Origin of the sequence: Aequorivita sp. CIP111184 (genome assembly GCF_900489465.1) — a bacterium.
Classification (GTDB): domain Bacteria; phylum Bacteroidota; class Bacteroidia; order Flavobacteriales; family Flavobacteriaceae; genus Aequorivita.
On record NZ_UEFQ01000013.1, the window covers coordinates 233,792 to 256,366 of the forward strand.

At 37.0% G+C, this 22,575-nt stretch carries 23 protein-coding genes; 19 read left to right on the top strand and 4 right to left on the bottom strand.

The genetic code is table 11. From position 1 onward, the window contains the following. Positions 1 to 17: 17 nt before the first annotated feature. The 3 genes from AEQU1_RS01190 to AEQU1_RS01200 form a co-directional block, all read right to left on the bottom strand. Positions 18 to 674: a succinate dehydrogenase cytochrome b subunit gene (locus AEQU1_RS01190; protein WP_111878134.1), complete on the bottom strand. Its 657-nt coding sequence runs from the start codon at positions 672 to 674 to the stop codon at positions 18 to 20. A gap of 151 nt (positions 675 to 825) precedes the next feature. Next, on the bottom strand, positions 826 to 1,935 hold the full coding sequence (locus tag AEQU1_RS01195; protein WP_111878135.1) for a T9SS type A sorting domain-containing protein: 1,110 nt from the start codon (positions 1,933 to 1,935) through the stop codon (positions 826 to 828). Positions 1,936 to 1,971: 36 nt separating this feature from the next. After that, complete coding sequence (locus AEQU1_RS01200) at positions 1,972 to 4,812, bottom strand: VPS10 domain-containing protein (protein WP_111878137.1); 2,841 nt, start codon at positions 4,810 to 4,812, stop codon at positions 1,972 to 1,974. 138 nt (positions 4,813 to 4,950) lie between these two features. Here AEQU1_RS01200 and AEQU1_RS01205 point away from each other — a divergent pair, with 138 nt between their 5' ends. The 5 genes from AEQU1_RS01205 to AEQU1_RS01225 all read left to right on the top strand — a co-directional run bounded on the left by AEQU1_RS01205 (position 4,951) and on the right by AEQU1_RS01225 (position 8,746). Further along, the gene (locus AEQU1_RS01205) at positions 4,951 to 5,775 is read left to right on the top strand and encodes a T9SS type A sorting domain-containing protein (protein WP_111878139.1); all 825 of its coding nucleotides are present in this window, start codon (positions 4,951 to 4,953) and stop codon (positions 5,773 to 5,775) included. Positions 5,776 to 5,962: 187 nt separating this feature from the next. Next, on the top strand, positions 5,963 to 7,255 hold the full coding sequence (locus AEQU1_RS01210; protein ID WP_111878140.1) for an aminopeptidase P family protein: 1,293 nt from the start codon (positions 5,963 to 5,965) through the stop codon (positions 7,253 to 7,255). A gap of 74 nt (positions 7,256 to 7,329) precedes the next feature. After that, entirely contained in the window at positions 7,330 to 7,644 is a 315-nt protein-coding gene (locus tag AEQU1_RS01215) for a DUF3784 domain-containing protein (protein ID WP_111878142.1), read from the top strand. A 22-nt stretch (positions 7,645 to 7,666) separates the two neighbouring features. Beyond that, positions 7,667 to 8,437: an alpha/beta fold hydrolase gene (locus AEQU1_RS01220; protein WP_111878144.1), complete on the top strand. Its 771-nt coding sequence runs from the start codon at positions 7,667 to 7,669 to the stop codon at positions 8,435 to 8,437. A gap of 63 nt (positions 8,438 to 8,500) precedes the next feature. Further along, positions 8,501 to 8,746, top strand: a complete 246-nt coding sequence (locus tag AEQU1_RS01225) for a hypothetical protein (RefSeq protein ID WP_146743697.1) — start codon at positions 8,501 to 8,503, stop codon at positions 8,744 to 8,746. 72 nt (positions 8,747 to 8,818) lie between these two features. Here the strand turns inward: AEQU1_RS01225 and thiL are convergent, their stop codons facing one another. Next, on the bottom strand, positions 8,819 to 9,874 hold the full coding sequence (thiL, locus tag AEQU1_RS01230; RefSeq protein WP_111878145.1) for a thiamine-phosphate kinase: 1,056 nt from the start codon (positions 9,872 to 9,874) through the stop codon (positions 8,819 to 8,821). A 204-nt stretch (positions 9,875 to 10,078) separates the two neighbouring features. On the opposite strand from thiL, the gene AEQU1_RS01235 reads away from it, so the two are divergent. The 14 genes from AEQU1_RS01235 to AEQU1_RS01300 all read left to right on the top strand — a co-directional run bounded on the left by AEQU1_RS01235 (position 10,079) and on the right by AEQU1_RS01300 (position 22,532). Further along, entirely contained in the window at positions 10,079 to 11,488 is a 1,410-nt protein-coding gene (locus tag AEQU1_RS01235) for a choice-of-anchor B family protein (RefSeq protein WP_111878147.1), read from the top strand. Between the two features lie 21 nt (positions 11,489 to 11,509). Continuing rightward, complete coding sequence (locus tag AEQU1_RS01240; protein WP_111878149.1) at positions 11,510 to 12,868, top strand: hypothetical protein; 1,359 nt, start codon at positions 11,510 to 11,512, stop codon at positions 12,866 to 12,868. 30 nt (positions 12,869 to 12,898) lie between these two features. Continuing rightward, positions 12,899 to 13,669: an MbnP family protein gene (locus tag AEQU1_RS01245; RefSeq protein WP_111878150.1), complete on the top strand. Its 771-nt coding sequence runs from the start codon at positions 12,899 to 12,901 to the stop codon at positions 13,667 to 13,669. A 44-nt stretch (positions 13,670 to 13,713) separates the two neighbouring features. Continuing rightward, a complete protein-coding gene (locus AEQU1_RS01250; RefSeq protein ID WP_258455074.1) occupies positions 13,714 to 14,790 on the top strand; it encodes a cytochrome-c peroxidase in 1,077 nt (358 codons plus the stop codon). Positions 14,791 to 14,944: 154 nt separating this feature from the next. Then, positions 14,945 to 15,274 carry an iron-sulfur cluster assembly accessory protein gene (locus AEQU1_RS01255; protein WP_111878153.1) on the top strand — a complete coding sequence of 110 codons (330 nt, stop codon included), beginning with the start codon at positions 14,945 to 14,947 and terminating at the stop codon, positions 15,272 to 15,274. Positions 15,275 to 15,288: 14 nt separating this feature from the next. Beyond that, positions 15,289 to 16,737, top strand: a complete 1,449-nt coding sequence (gene sufB, locus AEQU1_RS01260; protein ID WP_111878155.1) for a Fe-S cluster assembly protein SufB — start codon at positions 15,289 to 15,291, stop codon at positions 16,735 to 16,737. 50 nt (positions 16,738 to 16,787) lie between these two features. Beyond that, entirely contained in the window at positions 16,788 to 17,195 is a 408-nt protein-coding gene (locus AEQU1_RS01265; protein WP_111878156.1) for a hypothetical protein, read from the top strand. Position 17,196: 1 nt separating this feature from the next. After that, positions 17,197 to 17,946 (top strand): Fe-S cluster assembly ATPase SufC, encoded by a 750-nt coding sequence (gene sufC / locus AEQU1_RS01270; RefSeq protein ID WP_111878158.1) that lies wholly within the window; start codon positions 17,197 to 17,199, stop codon positions 17,944 to 17,946. Positions 17,947 to 18,022: 76 nt separating this feature from the next. Continuing rightward, positions 18,023 to 19,336, top strand: a complete 1,314-nt coding sequence (gene sufD / locus AEQU1_RS01275) for a Fe-S cluster assembly protein SufD (protein ID WP_111879016.1) — start codon at positions 18,023 to 18,025, stop codon at positions 19,334 to 19,336. Positions 19,337 to 19,430: 94 nt separating this feature from the next. Beyond that, a complete protein-coding gene (locus tag AEQU1_RS01280) occupies positions 19,431 to 20,648 on the top strand; it encodes an aminotransferase class V-fold PLP-dependent enzyme (protein WP_111878159.1) in 1,218 nt (405 codons plus the stop codon). A 142-nt stretch (positions 20,649 to 20,790) separates the two neighbouring features. Then, entirely contained in the window at positions 20,791 to 21,231 is a 441-nt protein-coding gene (locus AEQU1_RS01285; RefSeq protein ID WP_111878161.1) for an META domain-containing protein, read from the top strand. Positions 21,232 to 21,240: 9 nt separating this feature from the next. Beyond that, complete coding sequence (locus AEQU1_RS01290) at positions 21,241 to 21,666, top strand: SufE family protein (RefSeq protein WP_111878162.1); 426 nt, start codon at positions 21,241 to 21,243, stop codon at positions 21,664 to 21,666. Positions 21,667 to 21,670: 4 nt separating this feature from the next. Then, on the top strand, positions 21,671 to 21,994 hold the full coding sequence (locus tag AEQU1_RS01295) for an SUF system Fe-S cluster assembly protein (RefSeq protein WP_111878164.1): 324 nt from the start codon (positions 21,671 to 21,673) through the stop codon (positions 21,992 to 21,994). Between the two features lie 31 nt (positions 21,995 to 22,025). Then, positions 22,026 to 22,532: a DUF2480 family protein gene (locus tag AEQU1_RS01300; RefSeq protein ID WP_111878165.1), complete on the top strand. Its 507-nt coding sequence runs from the start codon at positions 22,026 to 22,028 to the stop codon at positions 22,530 to 22,532. Positions 22,533 to 22,575 lie beyond the last annotated feature (43 nt).

The following is a 22,575-nucleotide window of genomic DNA, read 5'->3' on the forward strand; positions in this document are numbered from 1 at the left end:
GTTGCGTTTCGTGGTGATTATTGATTAAAGTGAAGGTATAGCGCAATAAATATAAATCCTAAAGGAATAAATATTGCATAAAACTGCGTAAACCCTCTTAAGCCTTTTGAATACTTATTGTTCCAGCCCATACTTTGAAAAGATGAAGAAAAGCCGTGCCAAAGGTGAAGGGCCAAAAGTACAAATGCCAAGCAGTATAAACCTGTTCGCACAGGGCTTTCAAATTTATGGACCAACTCTGGGTAATAACGAGTGGCATCCAGTGGATTGCTTTCAATGTATTTGTGGATTATTTCAGGGAACCAAAAATCGTAAAAGTGAAGTCCCAAAAAAGCTAAAATAACAGCGCCACTAATAATCATATTTCGTGAAGCCCACGTAGAATTTCTATTTCCTTTGAAAGATTTATAGCTAATCTGTCTTGCATTATTGTTTCTAATCTCTAGTACAATTCCCATTATAAAGTGGAAAACAACCCCAAAGATCAGGACCGGTTGCAGGATAAACTGCACCAAAATGTTATGCCCCATAAAATGGGACCAACTGTTGAATGTTTCGGGATCTATTACCGAAGTTATGTTGATGGTAAAATGTTGTGCTAAGAAAAACACAAGAAATAAGCCCGAAAGTGCCATAGCAACTTTTCGTGCAATTGAAGAGGATAGTATTGCCATTATGGTTTTATTTCAAGAATAGTTGTGCAAAAATACGTTACACAAAATTGAATGCCAAAGAAATATCTTAATAGTATCTTATTTAGATTTGTTATAACAAAAAAACCATTCACTTTCGCGAATGGTTTTCTTAATAGCTTGAAAATTCTATTTATTGAACTACTAATTTTTTAGTAGCTGTTGATTTATTTTGTGTAACACTTACTAGATAAACACCAGCTTTTAGTGAAGAAATATTCAACTCTGTACCAGTAACTGTAGTATTGGCAACTTGTTTACCTAAAACATCATAAATCACTACATGCTTTTCTCCAGCAACAGAAGTGTTGATGTTAACTTTTCCGCTTGCAGGATTTGGAGATAGACTGAAGTTTGAAAGAGTGTTATCATTAACACCAGCAGTTTCTGCTAACTCAACTCCAAATAATTGATCAGATGGAGTACCTTGGCTCACACCAACGATAGTTACTTTTCCCGGTACTACTTCATCAGAAATAAATAAACCACCAGCTATACCAGTGTTACCACCTGGCTGTCCAGATAAATTATAGTCATAAACAACACCAGTTGGAGTTCCACCAGGAAGTTGTAGTTGTACAACTAAATCTCCACCACCAGCAGTAGTTTGGTCGTGAATCCATAAGTATGGTCCACCAGGAGTTACTAAATCAACCGCACCACCATAAATAGCTGTTCCGTGAGTTGCTAAAGGAATTACAGATAGTTCACTACCATTCAAATCAAAAGAAGCTATATCTGAACTAAAGTTACCAGTCCAAAATCCACCGTTTCCACCATCAAGTGTAGGATCGTAAGCAACCATTCTTGCAGTAGCATTAGTAGAAGGTGTAATGGTAATAGTATTATCAATAGTTCTGCTAACAGGATCAATTAAATAAACTTGTGTTCCCGCAGTTCCTATGTAAACGTTAGTGCCATCCCAACTCATAGAACGGGTTCCAGTAACACCAGGAATAGAGAATGTTTCCATTAGGTTTCCATTAATATCTAATACATGGATAAAATCTGAAGCCCATGCTGAAACCCAAAAATTTCCATTAACGAAGCATACTCCGGCATTTCCTTGAGCACCAATATTGGCGCCAATGTCGTAGTTAAAAAGAAGGTCAAAAAGTGCATTTGTATTCTCAGTACTCGGGGTACCTTGAACGATAGGTGCAACTTCCGCATTTTGTGCATAGTTAGAAACACTAGTTCCTAAAGCAAGCATAATTGAAAGTGTAAGTAATTTTTTCATCATGTTAAGTTTTTAAAGTTATACATCAAATGTAGTAAATTATTTAATTTTAATTGAAATTGATTGAACTTTAGACAATAAATTTACACTTAAAGTATAAATCCCTTTTTGTAGATAGAACTTCCCGTTTTCAGCTTTTTTTATTTTTGTATCGGTTTTATCAAAAAACTTACTTCCTTTTTCAGAAATGGAAAGGTCATAATCTACACCATTCACACCTTTCACTGCATTAACAGAAAGACTTTGCAGCTCCTTTCCGTCTTCGGCTTTAATAGTTATTTCTGCCTTTCCGCTTTGTGGGCTGTAAAACTGAATTTTAATTTTTGGTTCATTAACTTCGCCCCAAGTACTATATTTACTGCCCCAACGGGGTGAAAAATTTATTGTGTCCATTTCAGCGATAACCACTTCATCTTTATTGCCTTCGTTCAGTTTTTGAAGCAGCGCAATATCTGCCACATAAAGCGATCTTCCGTGGGTTCCCAAAACCAAATCTTTTGCTTCTGGTTGAATTACCAAATCGTGGATTGCAACATTGGGCAAATTTTCTGAAAACACTTCCCAACTTTCACCGCGATTGAAGGAAACATAAGCCCCGTTATCAGTTCCTAAGTACAGCAAGTTTTCATTTACCGGATCTTCTCTAATTACGTTTACTGATGAAGCGGGTAAATTTCCGCTAATGTCTTTCCAAGTAGCACCATAGTTTTCACTCACAAAAACATACGGTTTAAAATCATCCCAACGATAGCCATTCAGTGTAACGAAAACACGCTCTTTTTTATGGGAAGAAGCAATCACGCGGCTCACCCAAAGATCTTTGGGGAAACTGCCTGAAATAGCTGTCCAATTTCCGCCGGCATCTTTTGAAACATAAACCAACCCATCGTCACTACCCGTATACAACAGTCCAAACTGGAAAATTGATTCACTAATACTGGTTAAAGTTCCGTAGGCTACATTACCGGGTTTTCCGCCTTGCGTTAAATCTTCGGAAATTGCCGTCCAGTCATCACCTTGGTTCATACTTCGCATCAATTTATTTCCACCCAAATAAAGAATATCCTGATTGTGCACACTCAACAAAATTGGTGTTTGCCAGTTAAAGCGATACGGACTATCGCCCAATTCATGTTTTGGCTGAATGTAAACCGGCTCAGCACCGTTTCGGTTCAATCTGTAATAATTTCCAAACTGAAAACCTGTATAAACAACATTACTGTTTCGGCTATCAATTTGCACCTGCATCCCATCACCTCCAAAAATAAATTCATACGGATATTTCCCTTCCTGCAACCAGCCAGAGCTTGCCTCATAATCGTGCGGGCCAACCCAAACGCCATTATCCTGCAAGCCACCGTAAACGCTGTAATTTTTTTCGTGATCTACATTCACAGAATAAAATTGTCCAACTGCTGGGCTATTATTCTTTATCCAAGTTTTGCCGTCATCGTAACTTATATTTACGCCGCCATCATTGCCATCAATTAAATGGCCGGGCATTTTTGGGTCTATCCACAATGCGTGATGATCGCCGTGGACGTTATCTGCATCTATGGTTTCAAAAGTTTTTCCGCCGTCGGAAGATTTTAGGATTGGTACTCCGTAAACATATATTTTGTTGGCATCGCTGGGATCCACATGAATTTTTCCGAAGTAATAACCATAGGAATAATACAGATCATCCAAAAAACCTTCGTGGGTTTTCTTCCAAGTTTTGCCTCCATCTGTACTTTTGTAAACCTCAGCACCTATAACCGGCGTGTCAAAAAGGGCGCTGTTTGCGTCTTCCAAATATTTCGCTAAATCTTCAGGTTTTACGGTGCCTATACGCACCATTTGTTTTACGTTTTCCGAACGGTATTTTTCCTGAAAACCATTCATTTTTAAAAATTGATTCAATTTTTTATCATCTAAAGCAAGAAAGGCAGCCACGTCCATTTTTTTGAAATCATCTTTGGAGAGAATCTCATTATCTTCTTTTTTAGCTTCTTCTTTTCTGTGGAATTGATTGTCAACAATTAAATAAACTGTATTGTCATCTACCACAGCAGTGCCCATTCTCCCCATCCCTTTTCCTATTGGCAGACCACTATTTTCGGTTGAAATTTTTACCCAAGTACTTCCCGCATCTGTGCTTTTATAAATTCCGCTGCCTTCGCCGCTGCCTTCAAAATTCCACGCTTTGCGGTCTTTGTCCCACGCGGCGGCATACATTGTATTGAAATTTTTAGGATTGGTTGAAATCTCAATAATCCCAGTTTTGTTATTTATAAAAAGTGTTTTGCTCCATGTTTTTCCGCCATCGGTGGTTTTAAAAACACCTCTTTCCTCATTTGTGGAATACAAATGTCCAACCGCCCCAACAATAACTTCGTTTGGATTTGCTGGATTTATAAGAATACTGCTAATATGATGACTATCGGTAAGCCCAACATTTTGCCAGGTTTTTCCTTTGTCATCGCTTTTCAGCAAACCAATTCCTGCATACGAAGAACGGGAGGCATTTACTTCACCAGTTCCTACCCAAATAGTTCCGCTTTTCCAATCAACCGCCACGCAACCTACGTTCTGCGTTGGGCTGCTGTCCATTACAGGCGTGAAAGATGTGCCATTATTGTTGGTGTGCCAAAGTCCGCCGCTGGCGTAGCCCACATAAAATTCTGTTGGATTGTTTGGATTTACGGCAAAATCTACCACGCGGCCGCTCATAATACTGGGTCCAATACTTTTGAAAGGAAGGTCTTTTACAGAAGATGCCTGCGCCAATTGAGTTTTTTGTTGAATACTGCTTGATACGATTGTTGCGGGTGTATCTGTTTTTTGTGAAAAAGCGATCGCAGTAGCTAGGCAGAATGCCGAAAGAAAAAGTTTGTTCATGTATTTGATTTTGAAAAGTTGAAGGTAATTAAATGGGGCCGGTTTTGCAATGATTTAATTTAGCGATGAGGAATTAGCGATGGCGGTGAAGGGGAATTTTTGGTATATTTGAGTTGGACTACTTTAAAAACTAGACCCATGAAATTACTCTTCATCTCTTTTATGCTTTTTTCGGTTTCCCTTTGTTATGGTCAATTTCCATTTGAAACCGGCTTTGAAACCCAAACTTTTGAAGATTGGATGAACTCTGATGGCTCTGTAACCAATTTGTCTATAGAACAACCGGGAGCCCCAAATTATGGAACCTATTATTTAAGGAAGAATTGTGACGGAACTAATACAGTAAATGGTGAAATGGCTCTTAAAAACCCTACTTATTTCAATGCTGATTATTCTGATGGCAGTGGTACAATTGCGTTTCGTGTAAAAAATGATAATGCGTTTGATCTCTATATACGTTCTGGATTTACAGATAATTCGGGAACAAAGATTGTTCAAACAACCCCAGTTATTGTAACCTCATCTCCGGGAAATTGGCAATCCGTATACTTTTCTGTATGGCAAGGATATTATACATTAATTGAAGGGCCAAATACAATAAATGAAGTATTATCAGAGCCAGCTGAAATGTGGATAATTCACAATGAAGAAATTGCTTTTAATGGCGAATACGAAAATGGAAATTTTGAAATTGACAATTTTGAAGGCTATTTCTTAGGGACAGAAGATTTTAAAAAGGATGCGGTCAGTGTTTATCCAGTTCCCACCAAAGATAAGGTTTACATAAAAACAACATCTTCAAAAATAAATCGAATTGAAGTTTATGATTTATTGGGCAGGAAGAAAAATATACAGCAAGCCAATTTTAACGAAGTAAATGTATCAACTCTTTCAGCTGGAGTTTATTTGCTTAAAATAATTTGTGATAGCGGTATTCAAACAAAGAAAATAATTAAAAGCTAGAACAAGTTGTTCTGGAAATATCTTGCTTAAAACTTGATGGTTTTTAGCGAGACACTTAACTGTATCCCGATATATTTTAAAAATAATGACCCAAACATAACCAACATAATTAATACACTTTTAACCCTTTCTACCGCTTGAATCACTTTGAAATAATTAATTTTGAGGAAATTCATAAAACAATACGATGAAGTACGATCAGATAGACAACAAACTCTACATCAAAAACCGAAAAAACTTTATGGCGCAAATGAAGCCAAAAAGTGTAGCGGTTTTCAATAGTAACGATATATATCCAATTGGCGCTGATAGCACCATGCCTTTTCAACAAGCGCGAGATATTTTTTATCTAACTGGTGCAGATCAAGAGGAGACAATCTTAGTTCTTTTTCCAGATGCTCCAAACAAAGAACACCGCGAAATGCTTTTTGTTCGCGAAACCAATGACCACATTGCAGTTTGGGAAGGCGAAAAACTTACCAAAGAAAAAGGCACTGAGGTAAGTGGGATAAAATCTGTTTATTGGCTAAAGGAATTTGACAAGATTTTCTTTGAAGTAATGACGCAAGCTGAGCGCATCTATTTCAACACAAACGAACATTACCGCCAAAGCGTAGAAACGGAAACTCGCGAGGATCGTTTCATCAAAACCACAAAAGAAAAATTCCCTGCACACAGTTGGGAGCGCAGCAATCCAATATTACAGGGATTGCGTTCCGTAAAAGATAAAATTGAAATTGACCTGCTTCAACAGGCGTGTAACATCACCGAAAAAGGATTTAGAAGAATATTAAATTTCGTTAAACCCGGTGTATGGGAATACGAAATTGAAGCCGAATTTATGCACGAGTTTTTAAGAAATCGTTCTCGTGGCTTCGCTTACACACCAATTGTGGCAAGTGGCAACAATGCAAATGTGCTTCATTATATTGAAAATAACCAACAGTGTAAAAAAGGCGATCTTATTCTATTGGATGTAGGCGCGGAATACGCCAACTATTCAAGCGATATGACCAGAACCATTCCTGTTAGCGGAAAATTCAGCAAACGCCAACGCGAAGTTTACAACGCTGTAAAACGCGTAAAAGACGATGCTACAAAAATGTTGGTTCCTGGAAATTACTGGAAAGAATACCACGAAGAAGTGGGCAAATTGATGACCAAAGAACTTCTGGGCCTAAAACTTTTGGACAAAGCAGATGTAAAAAACGAAGACCCAAACTGGCCAGCCTATAAAAAATATTTTATGCACGGCACCAGTCACCATATGGGACTTGACACGCATGATTACGGAGTGCTTTGGGAAAAGATGACCGAAGACATGGTCTTTACCGTTGAACCTGGAATCTATATTCCACAAGAGGGTTTCGGAATCCGTTTGGAGGATGATGTTGTTATTCAGAAAAAAGGAGAACCTTTCAACTTAATGCGCAATATTCCCATTGAAGCGGAAGAGATTGAAGAGATTATGAATAAGTAGAAAATTGAATAAAGATTAAAGCAAAAAGACTTAAAGAGAATTTCTTTTTAAGTCTTTTTTATAAAACAACATTAATGGAAACATCATATATCTATGTTGGCATTTTTCTCATCCTACTTGGAATTCTCATAAAGCATTTCAAACTCTATTTTCTCATCGCCGGCTACAACACTATGAGTAAAGTCGAAAAAGAAAAAGTGAAGATTGAAAAAGTGGCTGTTCTATTAAGAAACGTATTAGTTATTATAGGGCTTTCAATGATTTTGTTGGGTTTTGCCAATTCGAATATGGAAAATCCTCAAATAGCCAACTATCTGTTTTTTCCAATTGTTATTGGAAGTGTTATTTACCTTCTCGTTAAATCTAATTCTAAAGCCTTTAAAAAATAGGTTTTACACACCTTTTCAGAACATGACTTTTCACTATAAAAATATTCCAATTCATTATGAAATTTCAGGAAACGGCCCATCACTTGTCTTGCTTCACGGTTTTTTGGAAAGTTCTACAATGTGGAATTCTTTGATTCCACAGTTTTCAAAAAACAATACTATAGTTACAATTAATTTTCCCGGTCATGGAAAAAGCGGTGTAATTTCAGAAATTCATTCTATGGAGTTAATGGCTGAGGTTGTAAATGAATTACTTCAACATTTGCAGATTTCATCAGCAACTTTAATAGGTCATTCCATGGGCGGCTACGTGGCTTTGGCTTACGCCGAAATGTTTACTGAAAAGATTGAAAAACTAATACTTCTCAATTCTACTCCCATAGCAGATTCTGAAGAAAAAAAAGAAAACCGAAATAGAGCTTTAAAAGTTATTGATCAAAACCCGCAAGCTTATATTAGTATGGCTATCGGGAATCTTTTTGCTAAAACTTCGCGTCAAAAATATTCCTCAGAAATAGAAGCTTTAAAAAAAGAAGCCTATTCATTTCCCGTGGAAGGTATAAAAGCTGCAATAAAAGGAATGCGCGACCGAAAAGACCGCACTGAAATACTGAAGAATTTCAACAAAGAGAAATATATGATCTTGGCAGAAGAGGATCCTATTTTATTGCTTTCGGAAACAATTGAGGTCGCTGAGAAATGTAATGTTTCACTAAAAATAATTGAAGGAGGTCATATCAGTACAATAGAAAATCGTGATTTTATTGCGAATTATTTACATTTTATCCTGTAAAGTTTGCACTTTATCTAAAAATATGTTAATATTGATTCACTAACCCCAATTAAATTAACATAGATGGATAAAGTTACGCCCCAAAGCCAAACTCCAATCTTGAGCCTTGTATGCACTGCATTTGGCCATGATTACATTGTAACCCGAAAAATTACTGACCATATTAGCGAGTATAAATGTACTTGTTGTGGCAGGGAGGTTTCAAACAGCTATTCTGGTAAATTTGAAGCACTTACCTATAAACAACGCGAAGTTAATGAGTGCTTGTCTTCATTCTTTAGAAAAAAGAAAAGAATTTCAATCCATTAGAAAACTGTATTTTCTTTAAAAATATTTTCCTTTAAAATGAGGGGTAAAAATTCTTATGTCTTTATAAAAAATCTATCCATTATTTTTTAAGGCATTCCAGCCTCGTGCAACTAAAGGTATTTTTGTTCCAGCACGGCTTATTAAATGCATTCCTTCTTTTTCATTGGTCATATGCCCAATTACAGTTAAGTGAGGATTTGCCTTTATTTTTGGATAATCTTCTGTTTTAATTGTAAAGAGCAATTCATAATCTTCCCCGCCACTTAATGCAATTGTTGTACTATCAAGATTAAATTCCTCACACGTTGAAATTACTTGTGGATCCAGCGGGATCTTTTCTTCAAAGAGATTACATCCAACGTTTGAATTTTTACAAATATGTAATATTTCTGAAGATAATCCATCACTAATGTCAATCATAGCGGTTGGTTTCACTTGTAGTTCTTCCAGTAATTTCGAAACATCCTTTCGGGCTTCGGGTTTCAATTGACGTTCCACTAAATAGGAATAAGGCTCCAAATCTGGCTGCGAATTTGGGTTAACCTTAAAAACCTCCTTTTCGCGCTCCAAAACCTGAAGACCCATATAAGCCGCGCCAAGATCACCGGTTATTACCAACAAATCATTTTCGCGGGCGCCACTTCTGTATGCTGCTTCGCCTTTATTTACAGTTCCTATGGCAGTTATACTTATCAATAATCCTGTAGTTGATGACGTAGTGTCCCCACCAACCACATCTACATTATAGACTTTTGCAGCTGCTTTAATACCTGCATATAACTCATCTAAAGCTTCTATAGGAAATCTATTTGAAACCGCTATGGAAACCGTTATCTGTGTTGGTTCAGCATTCATAGCGTAAATGTCTGATAGGTTTACAACTACTGCTTTATAGCCCAGATGTTTTAAGGGCATATAACTTAAATCGAAATGAACCCCTTCCAAAAGCAAATCTGTAGAAACAATCATTTCTTTTTTTGAATCACAAGAAATCACAGCAGCATCATCACCGATGCCTTTAACGGTTGATTTTTGTTTTATTTTAAAATTTTTTGTGAGATGGTCAATAAGTCCAAACTCACCTAAGTTCTCAATACTGGTGCTGGAATTGTCTTTATTTTCAAACATGATACTGGGTTTAATACAGATTGTGGCAAAAATACATCATCGAAAACAATAAACGAAACGTCTTGAAAATAATGCGAAATTTCGTTTTTAGCCTGACATATTTAAGCAAAGCCAATTACTATACTAACATTTAACCTTTTGCGTTTGTAGATAAGATTATATTATAGTTACATTTAGCACTTTTTAATCCTTATTCTATAAAACATGAGAAAAATTTTACCACTTCTAGCTTTATTTATCAGTGCATTTTCATTTGCCCAAACCCCATGCGTAAATGGAATGGCAGGCGCTTATCCTTGCAACGGCATAGATTTTATGTCACGCTTAAGTCTTAGCGATTTGAACGCTAACTCAGGAAATGATTCTTGGGGATGGACAGATCCGCAAGACGGAAAAGAATACGCGATAATGGGCTTGAACAATGGTGCTGCTTTTGTTGATATTTCAGATCCAGTAAATCCTATATATTTAGGAAAGTTACCAACCCATACAGATTCTAGTACTTGGAGAGATATAAAAGTATATAACAATTATGCGTTTGTTGTAAGCGAAGCAAACGGACATGGAATGCAGGTTTTCGATTTAACAAGACTAAGAAATGTACAAAATCCACCCGCCACTTTTTCTGAAGATGCCTATTACGGTGGTTTTGGGCATTGCCATAACATAGTTATCAATGAAGAAACTGGTTATGCCTATGCAGTTGGAACTAGCACTTTCGGCGGAGGTCCACATTTTGTAAATATCCAAGATCCATTAAACCCTGTAGCTGCAGGTGGCTTTAGTGATGACAATTATTGTCACGATGCGCAAGTAGTTATGTATGATGGTCCAGATTCAGATTATGCTGGACGTGAAATATTTTTTGGAAGCAATGAAGACAGAGTTTCTATTGTTGATGTAACCGATAAAAATAATCCTCAGGGTATTTCAATTGGTCTGTATGGTAGTGTTGAATATACCCACCAAGGCTGGCTTACCGAAGACAAACGTTACTTTATTATTGGTGATGAATTAGATGAGTCTAGTTTTGGTTTTAATACAAGAACAATCATTTTTGATGTAAGTGACTTAGACAATCCAGTAGTACACTTTGAGTATGAAGCAGATACTCAAGCAATTGACCATAACGGCTATGTTTTAGGTACTGATTTTTATCTTTCAAGCTATAGAGCTGGTCTACGAATAATAGACATTAGCGATATTGAAAATGAAAACATGGTTGAAACCAAATTTTTCGACACCTACCCTAATAACAATTCTGCCAATTTTGATGGTGCTTGGAGTGTTTACCCATACTTTGCTAGTGGAAATATAGTAATTAGCGATATAGATAGAGGTTTATTTATAGTTAGAGATCCCCTTTTAGGATTGAACGATAATACCGCTTTGGATTTTTCTGTAGCGCCTAACCCTGCAAAGGATTTTGTGACAATTAGCTCAAAGGCAGATCCAATTAATCAAGTTGAAATATTCAACGTTTTGGGTCAAAAAGTAATGGATCAAAATTTTACAGAAAGCCTTTCAGAAAACATAAACATTTCAAATCTACAAGCTGGAATGTATGTTATGAAAATAAATTCAGCCACAACAAAAAGATTGTTAATAGACTAAAAATAAATTACCTATCCCCTTATGCTATTTCATAAAAAAAATAATTTAAAAGCGCTTCCACTTTTGCTTTCCCTCACATTATTAAGTATTTCCTGCGGAAAAGACGAAGGAGGTGATGATGGCCCAGCCCAAGAAATAACCGGAGAAATAGAATTTGTAAAGACCTTTGGCGGAAGCGAAAGTGACGAAGCTATTTCAGTAGTGGAAGCCGCAGATGGGGGCTTTGTTATTTTAGGAAACACGAGAAGCTCCGATGGAGATCTAACTGGCAGAACTGGAAACGATAGCGATTATTGGTTGCTAAAAATTTCAAAATCTGGAGAAAAAGTTTGGAGTAAAACCTATGGGGGAAGTAATGACGAAAACGCGGCCCGCATTACCAAAACGAATGATGGCGGATACCTTTTAAGTGGTTATACCTCAAGTAGCGATGGCGATGTTTCGGGAAACGAAGGCTTTCAGGACTATTGGATTGTTAAAGTAGATGCTACAGGCAATAAAATATGGGACAAAAACTTTGGGTTTTCTGGGAGTGATCAAGCTTTTAAAACTTTTCAAACCTCAGATGGAGGATATTTCATTACAGGTTTTTTTGATGTATCTGCAAGTGGTGGCGCTGGAAATGACATACAAAAGGGAATTCTTCACGGTGTAGGTGAATTTTGGGGCATAAAATTAGCTGCAAATGGCTCCACACAATGGAGACGCTATTTTGGCGGAACCAACAACGACCGAAGCTATGATGCTTTGGAAACTGATGATGGCGGTTTTTTAATGACAGGAACTTCCGAAAGTGTTGATTTTGACAAAACAGATCCCAAAGGAAGTTATGATTATTGGGCGGTCCGTTTAACTTCCTCGGGAGATTTGGTTTGGACCAAATCTTATGGAGGGGCAGAGATAGACAATTCCTATGCGTCATTAAAAACAAATGATGGCAATTATATTATGGTCGGTGATTCACGAAGTAGCGATCAAGATGTAACTTCTCCTCGTGGCAATGCTGATGCTTGGATGGTCAAATTTGACGATAACGGTAATAAAATTTGGCAGAAATCGTTTGGAGGTTCACAGTTTGACACCGCACACAGTATTGTGCAACGCACAAATGGTGATTATATACTTTCTGGGCACAGCAGGAGTTCAGATGGAGATTTGCAAACCAATAATGGTGTAAACGATGCTTGGATATTTGTGGTTGATAGTAACGGAGGCCTTAAATTTGAAAAAAGTATTGGTGGCTCTAGTCTCGATTTTGCTTCTGAAGCTATTGAATCATCAGATAGTAAAATAATTGCTGTAGGCGATACTGAAAGTAACGATGTAGATATTCCTTTGAACCAAGGCTCTAAAGACTTTTTAGTAATTAAATTAAAATAACCCAAAAAATAACACCCATTTATTTAACCTATGAAAAAAATAGCTTTTTTACTAATTCTGGCATTTGTTGCGTTTGGTTGCAACAATGATGATGATGGTGGCAATAATACGCCTACCAATGCCGATGTATCCTTTAAGTTTACCCAAACTTGGGCAGATTCGACTGATGTAACACCTTTAAATTTCAACACAAACCTTTATATAAATGATGCTAGAAATCTTGCGCATATTACCCGACTTCGCTATTTAATTTCCCGCATTGAGCTTCACAAAAGTGATGGCACCACCGTGGCTTTTGATGAATATCAATTGGTGGATCTTGCCGATGCAACTACATTAACGTTAAACCCTGCTTTAACTGCAACCACTGGTGATTACACGGGAATATCATTCATATATGGTTTCAATGAAGAAGACAACATAAGTGGTGCTTACGAGGATTTGAACATTGCGGATTGGGGCTGGCCCGAAATGATTGGTGGCGGATACCATTTTATGCAAATGGACGGAACCTTTATAGATGAAAATGGCGAAACACAGCCATATAACTTCCACAACGGCACGGCAGCAAATAATGGAGTTTTTGAGGCAAACCACATTGAGTTCAATTTTGATATGAATTTTACCATTTCGAATGATGCAACAATTGAGATAAAAATGGACATTTCCGAATGGTACAAAAATCCGCTGATTTGGGATCTGAACGACAGAAGCACTGGGCTTATGATGAATTATTTGGCACAAAAAGATATGAACCGAAACGGGCAAACCGTGTTCAGCATTGGGGAAATAACCCAATAATTTTTAAAAAAATGAAGGAACGGTCCAGGAAAATATATTGTTTTTTGATTGGGATTTTTACCCTCACCTTATTTGTTTCCTGTTCTTCTGACGATCCAAAACCAGAAGAAACGGAAACAGACGATGGGTATGTGGCAACGCCCCAGCCTTTGACCGTTCCTGCCATTTTTGATCAATTTCTTCCTATTCCTTCAATTCCAGCTGACAACCCCCAAACTGTGGAAGGAGTTGCCTTGGGAAGAAAACTTTTTTTCGACCCCATTCTTTCCGGAGACGGAACACAAGCCTGTGCATCTTGCCACAAACCGAGTAATTCCTTTACAGATGATGCGCAATTTAGTATAGGTATTGACGGAATTGAAGGAACGCGTAATTCTATGCCAATTTACAATATGGCTTGGAATTTCAATTCAAAATTATTCTGGGATGGCCGCGCCAATAGCATAGAAAAACAGGCTCTGGAACCTGTTACCAATCCGGTTGAAATGCACAATACTTGGGAAAATGCAGTTGGAAGTTTGCAAAGCCACGGGGAATATCCCGAACTTTTTAATAAAGCTTTTGGAACACCGACCATTACAAAAGAGTTGACCGCCAAAGCGATTGCGCAATTTGAACGCACCCTTATTTCAGCCAATTCACCTTTTGATAGGTATTTGTTGGGAGAAAACTCCTTGACACCTCAAGAAATTAACGGTTTTGCCATTTTTATGGATGAAGCTCGCGGGGACTGTTTTCATTGTCATGGAAATGAATTCAATCCATTGTGGACCGACAATATTTTCCACAACAATGGGCTGGACGCCATAATTACTGATAAAGGATTGGGCAATGTAACCGGAGATCCAAACGATGACGGGAAATTTAAGTCGCCCTCTTTACGGAACCTTGCCTACACTGCACCCTATATGCACGATGGCCGCTTTGCAACTTTAGACAACGTAATAAATCATTATAGTGAAGGTTTGGTTTATTCTAGAACTATTGACCCCTTAATGAAAGCTGTATCAACAGGAGGCGTGCATTTGACTGAACCAGACAAAGCAGACTTAAAAGCCTTCCTGCTTTCACTTTCAGATCCTTCTTTTATAAACAACCCCGATTTTCAGAATCCAAATTAATTTGCACCTCTTTTTCAAGCACTTCTACTCGATTTAAAACGTACTGTTAATTATTGTTTAAAACTATTGTATCATAGTTTTAAAATCCAGCTTCTTTATGGTTAAAAGTACTATTTGATGTATATTTGCCATCTAATTTAGAATTAATCTATATATGATTAAGGTAAGTGAAAATGCAAAAACCAAGATAGCGCAACTGATGGCCGAAGACGGCTTTAACATTGCCGTGGATTTTGTCCGCGTAGGTGTAAAAAGTGGTGGGTGTTCCGGTTTGAGCTACGAGCTGAAATTTGACCACAGCTTGGGCGAAAATGATAAACTTTTTGAAGAAGAAAATGTGAAAATTGCCGTGGACAAAAAAAGCTTTTTGTACCTCGTAGGCACAACGCTGGAATACAGTGGCGGACTTAACGGAAAAGGCTTTGTATTCAACAACCCCAACGCAAACCGTACATGTGGTTGCGGAGAATCTTTTTCACTTTAAAATATTAAATGAGGATGAGCAAGTATACAGAAGATGATTTAAAAAAAGAACTGGAAACCAAGGAATACGAATATGGTTTCTATACAGATATAGAATCTGACACTTTTCCCATTGGATTGAATGAAGAAATTGTGAAAGCTATTTCCCTAAAAAAAGAAGAACCAGAGTGGATGACCGAATGGCGCTTGGAAGCTTTCAGATATTGGCAGGAAATGGTGGAACCAGATTGGGCAAATGTGCATTATGAAAAGCCAAATTTTCAAAATATTTCCTATTATTCAGCTCCCAATAAGAAACCAAAATATGATAGCCTTGATGAAGTTGATCCTGAACTTTTAGACACTTTCAAAAGGCTGGGAATTTCTCTAGACGAGCAAAAGAAACTCGCCGGAGTTGCTGTGGATATTGTAATGGACTCAGTATCTGTTGCAACCACTTTTAAAAAGACTTTGGCGGAAAAAGGAATTATTTTCTGTTCCATTTCTGAAGCTATAAAGGAACATCCGGAATTGGTGAAAAAATATTTGGGAACCGTAGTGCCGCAGCGCGACAATTTTTATGCAGCTTTAAACAGCGCCGTTTTCAGCGATGGTTCATTTTGCTATATTCCAAAAGGCGTTCGTTGCCCAATGGAGCTTTCCACCTATTTCAGGATAAACCAAGCAGGAACGGGACAATTTGAAAGAACCCTAGTAATTGCCGATGAAGGAAGTTATGTAAGTTATTTAGAAGGCTGTACCGCTCCAAGCCGCGATGAAAACCAATTGCACGCAGCAGTGGTTGAACTAATTGCGTTGGACGATGCCGAAATAAAATATTCAACCGTACAAAACTGGTATCCAGGTAATAAAAACGGAAAAGGTGGGGTTTTTAATTTTGTGACCAAAAGAGGTCTTTGTGAAAAGAGAGCGAAAATTTCTTGGACGCAAGTTGAAACGGGAAGCGCTGTAACGTGGAAATACCCAAGTTGTATTTTAAAAGGCGATAATTCAATTGGCGAGTTCTATTCCATTGCCGTTACCAATAATTTTCAGCAAGCGGATACGGGAACTAAAATGATTCACATTGGCAAAAACACACGAAGCACCATTATTTCTAAAGGTATTTCAGCTGGAAAATCACAGAACAGCTATCGCGGTTTGGTAAAAATTATGCCAAATGCAGACAACGCCCGGAATTTTTCACAGTGTGATTCTTTGTTGATGGGTAATAGTTGTGGCGCACACACCTTCCCTTATATTGAGGTAAAAAACAAAACCGCCCAAATTGAGCACGAGGCAACCACCAGCAAAATTGGAGAAGACCAAATCTTCTATTGTAACCAACGCGGTATTGACACCGAAAAGGCAATTGCATTGATTGTAAATGGTTTCAGTAAAGAAGTACTAAACAAACTTCCTATGGAGTTTGCCGTGGAAGCGCAAAAATTATTGGAAATAAGTCTTGAAGGATCTGTTGGATAACAATTCCTTTTAAAATCTCAATATTTTTAAAACTAAATCAACTATTAATTATGAAAAAAATCATTTTGTTGTTAATGCTTTCAGCAGTAGTTTTTTCTTGTAAAAATTCTGAAGAAAAAAATAAGGATAACGAAGAAATCACTACTGAAAATGCAGAAAATTTAAAAGCTTATAAAGGAGATTTTATAGATTCAAACGGTGCCTTGGTTTTGATGGGAAGTAATTTTATTTATGGCGTTAAACGTGACGCACTTTCCGAACAGCTTTCAAAACAAGTAGCAGCCGTAAAAAAGGAAGATTTTGATATGGTTGGTGTCATCGTTCGCGGTGTGGTTTCCAAAAACACTGATAGTGACAGTGAATGGGAAGAAGTTATTACAATTAAAGAAATTATGAGGGTTAACAATACGCCTTCAGAAGTAGATATTAAATTAGACGAAACAGCTAAGAAAAAGTAAAATGTTAAAAATTAAAGATTTATACGCCGGACTAGAAGGAAAAGATATACTGCAAGGCATCAACCTTGAAGTAAAAGCAGGCGAAGTTCACGCAATAATGGGACCCAACGGTTCAGGAAAAAGTACGTTGGCATCAGTAGTTGCTGGAAAAGAAGAGTTTGATGTTACTAGAGGTTATATCACCTTTGAAAATGAAGATATATCAGAATTGGACCCTGAGGAAAGAGCACATAAAGGCATCTTTCTTTCGTTTCAATATCCCATTGAAATTCCCGGAGTTTCAGTGACAAACTTTATAAAAACGGCCATCAACGAAACCCGGAAAGCAAAAGGACAAGCAGATATGCCAGCTTCTGAAATGCTGAAAATGATAAAGGAAAAAGCAGATATGCTGGAAATTGACCGAAAATTTCTTTCACGTTCCCTAAACGAAGGTTTTTCTGGTGGTGAAAAGAAACGAAATGAAATTTTCCAAATGGCGATGTTAGAACCCAAACTAGCCATTCTTGATGAAACAGATTCAGGACTGGATATTGATGCTTTAAAAATTGTTGCAAACGGTGTAAACAAATTAAAGAATAAAGATAATGCTGTAGTAGTAATAACACATTATCAGCGCCTTTTAGACTATATAGTTCCAGATTTTGTTCACGTATTAATGAATGGAAAAATAGTAAAATCCGGCACCAAAGAGCTAGCGTATGAGCTAGAAGAAAAAGGATACGACTGGATTAAAGAAGAATTGGTTTAAAAAATTCAAGGTTAAAATTCAAGGTTATCAACTTTGAACCTTGAATTTTAAACCTTGAACTTTGAATAAAAAAGAAATGAGTTTTAAAGACAAATTATTATCATCATACATCGCTCTCGAAGACTATTTGGAGTTCGATTCGCCATTACATGATGTTCGAAACAATGCCATTAAAATATTTGAAGAAGAGGGATTTCCAACTAAAAAGGATGAAGCTTGGAAATATACATCGCTAAATTCATTATTGAAACCAAATTATAGCATTTATTCAAATAAGGAACGCAATGTTGAATTACAAAATGTACGCAAGTATTTCCTTCATGAAATAGATACTTACAAACTTGTTTTTGTGGACGGGGTTTACAACTCTTTCCTTTCGGAAACTACCCACGATACATTGGATGTTTGTTTGATGTCTTCGGCTTTGAACAAAAGTAAATACAAGCCTGTAATTGAAGCCTATTTTAATAAAGTTGCCAAAAGCGATAGCTTGACAGCCTTAAATACGGCATTTACAAAAGAAGGCGCATATATTCATATTCCAGCCCACAAAGAAGTTGAAAAGCCTATTGAAATAATTAATTTTTCAACTGGTAATGAAGCCGCAATGTTCCTGCAACCAAGAAACTTGATTGTGGTTGGAGAAAATGCGCATGTTCAAATTATTGAACGTCACCAAAGCCTTTCCAGTAATGAAGTTTTAACTAATTCAGTTACAGAAATTTTTGCTGAAAAACGCGCTTATGTAGATTACTATAAAATCCAAAACGATGCGGAAACAGCTTCGTTAATTGACAATACATACATATCACAGGAGCGTGATACAGTATGTCGCGTACATACTTTCGCTTTTGGCGGAAAATTGGTGAGAAACAATCTCAATTTTTATCAAAAAGGTGAACATTGCGATTCTACCTTGAAGGGAATTACAATTCTTGAAGGCAAACAACATGTAGATCACAATACTTTGGTACACCACATTGCACCTAATTGCGAAAGTCACCAAGATTATAAAGGTCTTTTTGCAGAATCTTCCGTAGGTGTTTTTAATGGAAAGATCATTGTTGAAAAAGATGCCCAAAAAACGGATGCTTTTCAACAGAATAATAATATTTTAATTGACGATAAAGCAACTATTAACGCTAAACCACAGTTGGAGATTTTCGCAGACGATGTAAAATGTTCACACGGTTGTACTATAGGTCAGTTTGATGAAGATGCGTTGTTTTATTTACGAAGCCGTGGAATTGGATTGAAGGAAGCACGCGCTTTACTAATGTACGCTTTTGCAAACACCGTTTTAGAAAGCGTTAAAATTCCCGAATTAAAAGTGCGAATCAACAAGCTTATCGCCAATAAAATTGGGGTTAGTTTAGGGTTTCAGCTTTAATATATAGGCCGTAAATACATAAATAATATTCTTATAACATTTGTGTATTTACAGTAAGCCACTAGCAGTATTTGCATATTCATAAAAAATTCAAATGTCTTTCAATATTCAAAAAATACGCAATGATTTCCCAATCCTTTCCCGAAAGGTAAATGGCTATCCGTTGGTGTATTTGGACAATGCCGCCACTTCTCAAAAACCACAGCAGGTTATTGATTCTATTGTGGATTATTACAGTAACTACAACGCAAATATCCATCGTGGCGTGCACACCTTGTCTCAGGAAGCTACGGATGCCTATGAAGCTGCACGAAAAAAAATTCAGACGCATTTTAATGCGAAAGAAACTTATGAAATCATTTTCACCGCAGGTACAACCCACGGAATAAATTTGGTGGCAAATGGTTTTTCGGATATTCTAAAAAAAGGAGATGAAATAATCGTTTCGGCAATGGAGCACCACAGTAATATTGTGCCGTGGCAAATGCTTTGTGAACGCACTGGCGCCATTTTGAAAGTGATTCCGATGAATGAAGAAGGTGTTTTGATTATAGATGAATATGAAAAATTGCTTTCCGAAAAAACGAAGCTAGTTTTCGTTAACCATATTTCAAACGCATTGGGAACCATAAACCCAATTGAAAAAATTATTCAAAAAGCGCACAAAGTAGGAGCCGCCGTGCTTATTGACGGTGCGCAATCCTGTTCGCACATAAAACCCGACCTTCAAAAACTAGATGCAGATTTTTATGTGACCTCTGCCCACAAAATGTGTGGACCAACGGGTGTTGGTATTCTTTATATGAAAGAAAAATGGGGAAACAAACTTCCGCCCTATCAAGGTGGTGGTGAGATGATTGCTGAAGTTACTTTTGAAAAAACTACCTACGCCGTGCTTCCACATAAATTTGAAGCAGGAACGCCCAATATTTGTGGCGGAATTGCATTCGGAGCTGCGATTGACTATTTAAATAAAATCGGTTTCGAAGCTATTGAAAAGCATGAAAACGAACTGTTGAAATATGCCACAGAAAAATTACTGGAAATAGAAAGCTTGAAAATTTACGGCACAGGCCCAGAAAAAACTTCGGTCGTTTCCTTCAACATTGAAGGAATTCATCCGTATGATATCGGAACAATTGTTGACAAATTGGGCATTGCCGTGCGTACCGGCCACCATTGTGCCCAACCGATTATGGATTTTTTCAATATTCCCGGAACGATACGCGCATCCTTTGCTTTTTACAATACTTTGGAAGAAGTAGACGCGTTGGTAAAAGCTGTGAAAAAAGCTAAAATGATGCTAAGTTAATATACCAATAAACGTTAAAGGTTGAATTTTGATTTATTCAACCTTTAAAACAAAATTATGAAATGCTCAATAAAGATTTTAAAATAATTGAAGGTGCAAATTTGGGCATTCCATCCTTCTAACAATCTAACATATTATACAGATGAAAACACTTACCACATTATCTATTCTTATTTTTACACTATTTTTTACAGGCTGCGATGAAACCAAAAAAGTAATTGATGTTGCTGGAAGCGTTCAGTTAACAGGCAGTTATACTGTTTCTGCTATAAATGGAAAAAAACTTATTAATACTACAAACCCAACTTTTACAATGTCCGCTTTAGATAACTCCTTTCGTGGAACAACGGGTTGCAATTCGGTTTTTGGTACTTATACCATTGATCTTTACAGCATCAGTTTTGGCGATTTAGCGGTTAGCGAAAAAATGTGTACAGATAAAAATATTATGAAAACAGAAAGAGACTTTTTGAATGCATTGAATAATACTGGAACTTACGGTTTACAAAATGGAGTACTTACATTTTATTCTAAAACAGACCGAAGTGTTATCCTCACTGCTGCCAAAGACACAAATAATTAAAAAATACCTATGACGATTGAAGCAATACAGGAAGAACTGATAGATGAGTTTTCAATGTTTGAAGACTGGATGCAGCGCTATGAATATATGATAGATCTGGGTAAATCACTTCCACTTATTGACGAAAATTTGAAGACCGATGACAAGCTTATAAAAGGTTGTCAAAGTAAAGTATGGCTTAATTCTGAAATTCATGATGGAAAAATTACTTTCACTGCAGATAGTGACGCCATAATTACAAAAGGAATTATCGCAATTTTGGTACGGGTTTTTTCAAACCAAAAACCACAGGCAATACTCGATGCGAATACTCATTTTATTGATGAAATTGGGCTAAAAGAGCACCTTTCGCCTACACGTGCAAACGGCTTGGTTTCAATGATAAAACAAATGAAAATGTATGCATTGGCATATCAAACACAATTAAAAAATTAATAAGATGGCAGCAGAAATAGATATGGCCGAATTGGGCGAAAAAATAGTAACCGTCCTAAAAACCATTTACGACCCCGAAATACCTGTAGATATATATGAACTTGGGCTTATTTATGACGTTTTTATAAACGAGGATCGTGAAGTAAAAATATTGATGACGCTTACCACACCCAACTGCCCAGTAGCAGAAAGTTTACCAATGGAGGTGGAAGACAAAGTAAAGTCAATGAAAATGATAAAAGATGCCGAAGTAGAAATAACCTTCGACCCGCCGTGGACTCAAGAGCTAATGAGCGAAGAAGCTAAGCTGGAATTGGGAATGCTTTAATAAGGCTATAGGTGAAATAACAAATTGAATTGTGTCCGGAGAAATAATAAATCGCGTAGCGAATAGCAAGCTTGTAACCTTTGATTTTGAGGAAATTTATCCTAAAGGTGAGCGGGTTTCTTTTGATATCTCCCAGTGGTTAATGGAAGGTATTGTGCTGCGTGAAAGTGAATTTCGTGAAAAAGCTAAAGAACACGATTGGAGCCAATACCAAGATAAATATGTTGCGCTTTTTTGCAGTTCAGATGCAATTATACCTGGTTGGGCATACATACTTTTATCACTTCATTTGGCGCCGTATGCGAAGAAAATTGCCGTTGGAAGTTTAGAAGAATTAGAAAGCATTCTTTTCGCAGAATTACTTCAGGATTTAGATGTTTCAGAATTTACAGACAAAGCTGTAATTATAAAAGGGTGCGCCCACAAACCAATTCCACAGAATGCCTATGTGCTTTTGGCCCAAAAACTTCAGCCCATTGCAAAAAGTATTATGTATGGGGAAGCTTGCTCTTCTGTTCCACTTTTTAAAAGAAAGTAGAAAAATCAACCTTCTACTGTAAGAATTCACAAAAAAAAGAATG

Coding starts and splice junctions, on each gene's coding strand:
- AEQU1_RS01200 (WP_111878137.1), bottom strand. CDS start 4,812: ATGAACAAACTTTTTCTTTCGGCATTCTGCCTAGCTACTGCGATCGCT.
- AEQU1_RS01240 (WP_111878149.1), top strand. CDS start 11,510: ATGCTATTTCATAAAAAAAATAATTTAAAAGCGCTTCCACTTTTGCTT.
- AEQU1_RS01215 (WP_111878142.1), top strand. CDS start 7,330: ATGGAAACATCATATATCTATGTTGGCATTTTTCTCATCCTACTTGGA.
- AEQU1_RS01210 (WP_111878140.1), top strand. CDS start 5,963: ATGAAGTACGATCAGATAGACAACAAACTCTACATCAAAAACCGAAAA.
- AEQU1_RS01235 (WP_111878147.1), top strand. CDS start 10,079: ATGAGAAAAATTTTACCACTTCTAGCTTTATTTATCAGTGCATTTTCA.
- AEQU1_RS01255 (WP_111878153.1), top strand. CDS start 14,945: ATGATTAAGGTAAGTGAAAATGCAAAAACCAAGATAGCGCAACTGATG.
- AEQU1_RS01190 (WP_111878134.1), bottom strand. CDS start 674: ATGGCAATACTATCCTCTTCAATTGCACGAAAAGTTGCTATGGCACTT.
- AEQU1_RS01265 (WP_111878156.1), top strand. CDS start 16,788: ATGAAAAAAATCATTTTGTTGTTAATGCTTTCAGCAGTAGTTTTTTCT.
- AEQU1_RS01220 (WP_111878144.1), top strand. CDS start 7,667: ATGACTTTTCACTATAAAAATATTCCAATTCATTATGAAATTTCAGGA.
- sufD (WP_111879016.1), top strand. CDS start 18,023: ATGAGTTTTAAAGACAAATTATTATCATCATACATCGCTCTCGAAGAC.
- AEQU1_RS01245 (WP_111878150.1), top strand. CDS start 12,899: ATGAAAAAAATAGCTTTTTTACTAATTCTGGCATTTGTTGCGTTTGGT.
- AEQU1_RS01225 (WP_146743697.1), top strand. CDS start 8,501: ATGGATAAAGTTACGCCCCAAAGCCAAACTCCAATCTTGAGCCTTGTA.
- sufC (WP_111878158.1), top strand. CDS start 17,197: ATGTTAAAAATTAAAGATTTATACGCCGGACTAGAAGGAAAAGATATA.
- AEQU1_RS01195 (WP_111878135.1), bottom strand. CDS start 1,935: ATGATGAAAAAATTACTTACACTTTCAATTATGCTTGCTTTAGGAACT.
- AEQU1_RS01205 (WP_111878139.1), top strand. CDS start 4,951: ATGAAATTACTCTTCATCTCTTTTATGCTTTTTTCGGTTTCCCTTTGT.
- AEQU1_RS01295 (WP_111878164.1), top strand. CDS start 21,671: ATGGCAGCAGAAATAGATATGGCCGAATTGGGCGAAAAAATAGTAACC.
- sufB (WP_111878155.1), top strand. CDS start 15,289: ATGAGCAAGTATACAGAAGATGATTTAAAAAAAGAACTGGAAACCAAG.
- AEQU1_RS01290 (WP_111878162.1), top strand. CDS start 21,241: ATGACGATTGAAGCAATACAGGAAGAACTGATAGATGAGTTTTCAATG.
- thiL (WP_111878145.1), bottom strand. CDS start 9,874: ATGTTTGAAAATAAAGACAATTCCAGCACCAGTATTGAGAACTTAGGT.
- AEQU1_RS01280 (WP_111878159.1), top strand. CDS start 19,431: ATGTCTTTCAATATTCAAAAAATACGCAATGATTTCCCAATCCTTTCC.
- AEQU1_RS01285 (WP_111878161.1), top strand. CDS start 20,791: ATGAAAACACTTACCACATTATCTATTCTTATTTTTACACTATTTTTT.